4 protein-coding genes and 1 pseudogene are annotated in these 2857 nt (G+C 55.4%); 4 read left to right on the forward strand and 1 reads right to left on the reverse strand.

Features of this window, described 5'->3' with window-relative positions:
- Positions 1-53: transposase (locus IHV84_RS20845; protein ID WP_198848145.1), on the reverse strand; the 53-nt coding region annotated here is incomplete at its 3' end.
- A gap of 2 nt (positions 54-55) precedes the next feature.
- Here IHV84_RS20845 and IHV84_RS20850 point away from each other — a divergent pair.
- The 4 genes and pseudogenes from IHV84_RS20850 to IHV84_RS20035 form a co-directional block, all read left to right on the forward strand.
- Positions 56-139, forward strand: a pseudogene (locus IHV84_RS20850) (transcriptional regulator NrdR); the annotation flags it as partial.
- A gap of 206 nt (positions 140-345) precedes the next feature.
- Positions 346-606: a Tfp pilus assembly protein FimT/FimU gene (locus tag IHV84_RS20025; RefSeq protein ID WP_198848142.1), complete on the forward strand. Its 261-nt coding sequence runs from the start codon at positions 346-348 to the stop codon at positions 604-606.
- A 546-nt stretch (positions 607-1152) separates the two neighbouring features.
- The gene (locus tag IHV84_RS20030) at positions 1153-1962 is read left to right on the forward strand and encodes a glycerophosphodiester phosphodiesterase (RefSeq protein ID WP_198848143.1); all 810 of its coding nucleotides are present in this window, start codon (positions 1153-1155) and stop codon (positions 1960-1962) included.
- A 62-nt stretch (positions 1963-2024) separates the two neighbouring features.
- Complete coding sequence (locus IHV84_RS20035; RefSeq protein WP_198848144.1) at positions 2025-2810, forward strand: class I SAM-dependent methyltransferase; 786 nt, start codon at positions 2025-2027, stop codon at positions 2808-2810.
- The last annotated feature ends 47 nt before the right edge of the window (positions 2811-2857 follow it).

Raw genomic sequence — 2857 nt, forward strand, 5'->3', positions numbered from 1 at the left:
GCGTTGCCGCAACGCGGGCAGACGAAGCCTTGGGGCCACCGAAGCTTCTCCAGGAGCCTACGTCCGTTTTGCCAGCGTCTACCGCAGCTTCGAAGACGTGGACGACTTCCGGGCGCTGGTGGATGAGGTCAAGCGTTAGCCGCAGCACGCCCACGCTAATCCCCCGGCCAAACAGCCCCCAAACGCCGTTCATCCCCCCATAGCCGCCGCTTGTCGGCTCAGTGCACCTTCCTGCTTGAGGCGGGTCGACGGCCAGGATAAGCTGCAAACCCCAGACCGTGCCGGCGCCAGCTTCCGAGATGACAGACGGACAGCGGCTCGGCAGTCCATGAAAAAGGCTTCGTGATGAAATCGCTACGCCAGGGTGGGTTGACCCTGATTGAACTCTTGGTCGTCCTGTCGATTGCTGTCATTTTGATGGCGCTCGCTGCGCCGTCCTTTAACGAGACCTTGCGCCGCAACCGCATCGAGACTGCCGCCAATGGTCTGCTGAGCGCCTTGAACTTACGTCGGTTTCCCTTACCGCCACCATCGACTAAAAAAACAGCCGGTCTCCATAAGCGGCGGATTCTACTTATCCTTTCTGTAAAGAACATATACGTATAAATACTGGTTGTAAGAAATCATTTAGTGGACAAAAAAAGTCAAAATTTTTTTCTCATCCCCTTTGGCGCTTTTAGTCACCGTTAATTCGAGACATTTTCTTAGCACCAATCAGTCACACCAAAAAAACAACCGCTAAATTGAGAAACCCTGAAATAAATCACATAAGCATCTATAGACGCCCTTTCAATCTGCCATATCAATTCTATTGAGGCGCATCACTTTCCCAGCCCAAAATGTGCCTTTTGCTCGCCACATAACCACTCAGCCTCCGACGAAATGCATTCAGTTCGAGCCCGGCGACCATTCTCTTTAATCGTTTTTTCATGAGATTCCTGCCGACCGCGCGCCGACAAAGATCCGACAAGCCTGAGACAGGCCTCACGTGCTTCATCTATATGGCAAAAAAGCGATGTCTCATTCTCTGGCCAGAACAGCATAGGACATAGGTGGTGGCATGCGCGCTAACACAGAATCATGGCGCCAGACGGATACAAGCCCTAGCATGGCGGCTCTGCCCGATTATCCAGCGCTTACTATGGGTTCTTGATGAAAACCAAACATCGCAAATGGCTATGGCTTCTACTCCCGCTGGCTCTGTTTGCCGGCCTTCTGGCTGTCAGTGACACCTTATTCCGGCAGGCCGTGGCCAAAAGCCCTGCCTTCCCCTTCTCCGCCTGTCAAAAGGTGTGGGGGCACCGTGGCTTAGTCGGTAGTGGTGATGAAAACAGCCTGCGTAGTGTGGGGGCGGCTTTTGCCCATGGTGCCGTCGGCGTGGAAATCGATGTGCTCTATGACGCGGCACTTGATGATTTTGTGGTGTCGCACGACAGGCCGTACACCCTTTACGACGGCCAGCCGCTGCACTTGGAAGCGGTGCTACAACACTATGGCAAGGCCGGCTTTTTCTGGCTGGATGCCAAAGACCTGCGCAAGCTCTCGCCATGGACTGCCCGCAAGGCAACAGCGCGCTTGGCTGCGCTGATTGAAAAGTACCAGTTACAGCAAAGGGCACTGGTCGAGTCACGCAGTGCGCTGTATTTGGCGTGGCTGGCCAATAAGGGCGTTTACACCAGCTATCTCATCAGCCCCAACGATCAGAAATACAGCGCCTTGGTTTTCAAGCTCAATGCACGCCTCATGAAACTGGGCTATGCCTTGGGTGGTCTTGGCGCACTCTCCACGAATGATTTCCGTTATAGCGAGACAGTGGCTGCCACCTTTGCACCGGCACCGTTTCTACTCTCAACCGTTAACAATGCCCAAGCCTTGCAACAATGGTCGGCGCGGCCCGAGGTCAAAGTCATACTCTCTGATGATGATCACTTTGCCCTTTCAGCCTGTCAGCCACATCCATAATGGACTTCGCGCAAGTGGCCCTGCCGCCACTTCCGTGCACCACCGCATAGAGGGATCGAGCCATGAACACTACACCCACTATTCAGTTCACCGATGGCGCTGCCTATGAGCGCTATATGGGCATTTGGAGCCGCATGGTAGGCGCGCAATTTCTGCACTGGCTGTCTGCTGTGGATGGTATGCGCTGGCTGGATGTGGGTTGTGGCAATGGTGCTTTCACGGAGATGCTGGCCCAGCATGGCGCACCTTCCACCTTAGCCGGCATTGATCCCTCAGCAGAGCAACTGGCTTTTGCACGCACACTGCCCTCCTTGGCAGGCGCCGATTTGCGCGCAGGCGATGCCATGGCCCTGCCTTTTGCCGATAACAGCTTTGATGCCGCCGTGATGCCGCTGGTGATTTTCTTTGTGCCCGAACCACGGCGTGGCGTGACGGAAATGGCGCGCGTGGTAGCGCCAGGGGGCTTGGTTACCGCCTATGCCTGGGATATGCCGGGTGGTGGCTTTCCTTATGCAGCTTTGCAAGCAGAAATGCGTGCCTTGGGCGCTCAGGTGGCCATGCCACCCAGTGCTGACGCCTCGCGCATGGAAATTCTGCAAGAACTCTGGCGCGATGCAGGCCTTGCCGAAATTCAAAGCCGTGAAATCACCGTGCACAGAAGCTTTGCCAATTTCGACGATTACTGGACCACGATTTTGGGCGGCCCCAGTGTGGCCGCCAGCATGACCACATTAACGGAAGAAGCACGTGCTGCACTTAAAACCCGTATGCAGGAATTGCTGCCGCCCAATACCAAGGGTGAAATCGTGATCAGCGCCAAAGCCAATGCCATCAGTGGGGACGGATAGGCGTTTTAACCGCATGAGGCCAAGTATCGCACCGCGGAAGCGCCATC

The sequence above is a fragment of the Acidovorax sp. IB03 genome (assembly GCF_016406015.1).
Classification (GTDB): domain Bacteria; phylum Pseudomonadota; class Gammaproteobacteria; order Burkholderiales; family Burkholderiaceae_C; genus Acidovorax; species Acidovorax temperans.

Bases quoted from the DNA above. Each gene is read 5' to 3' on its own strand.
- IHV84_RS20025 (WP_198848142.1), top strand. From the start codon at position 346: ATGAAATCGCTACGCCAGGGTGGGTTGACCCTGATTGAACTCTTGGTC.
- IHV84_RS20030 (WP_198848143.1), top strand. From the start codon at position 1,153: ATGAAAACCAAACATCGCAAATGGCTATGGCTTCTACTCCCGCTGGCT.
- IHV84_RS20035 (WP_198848144.1), top strand. From the start codon at position 2,025: ATGAACACTACACCCACTATTCAGTTCACCGATGGCGCTGCCTATGAG.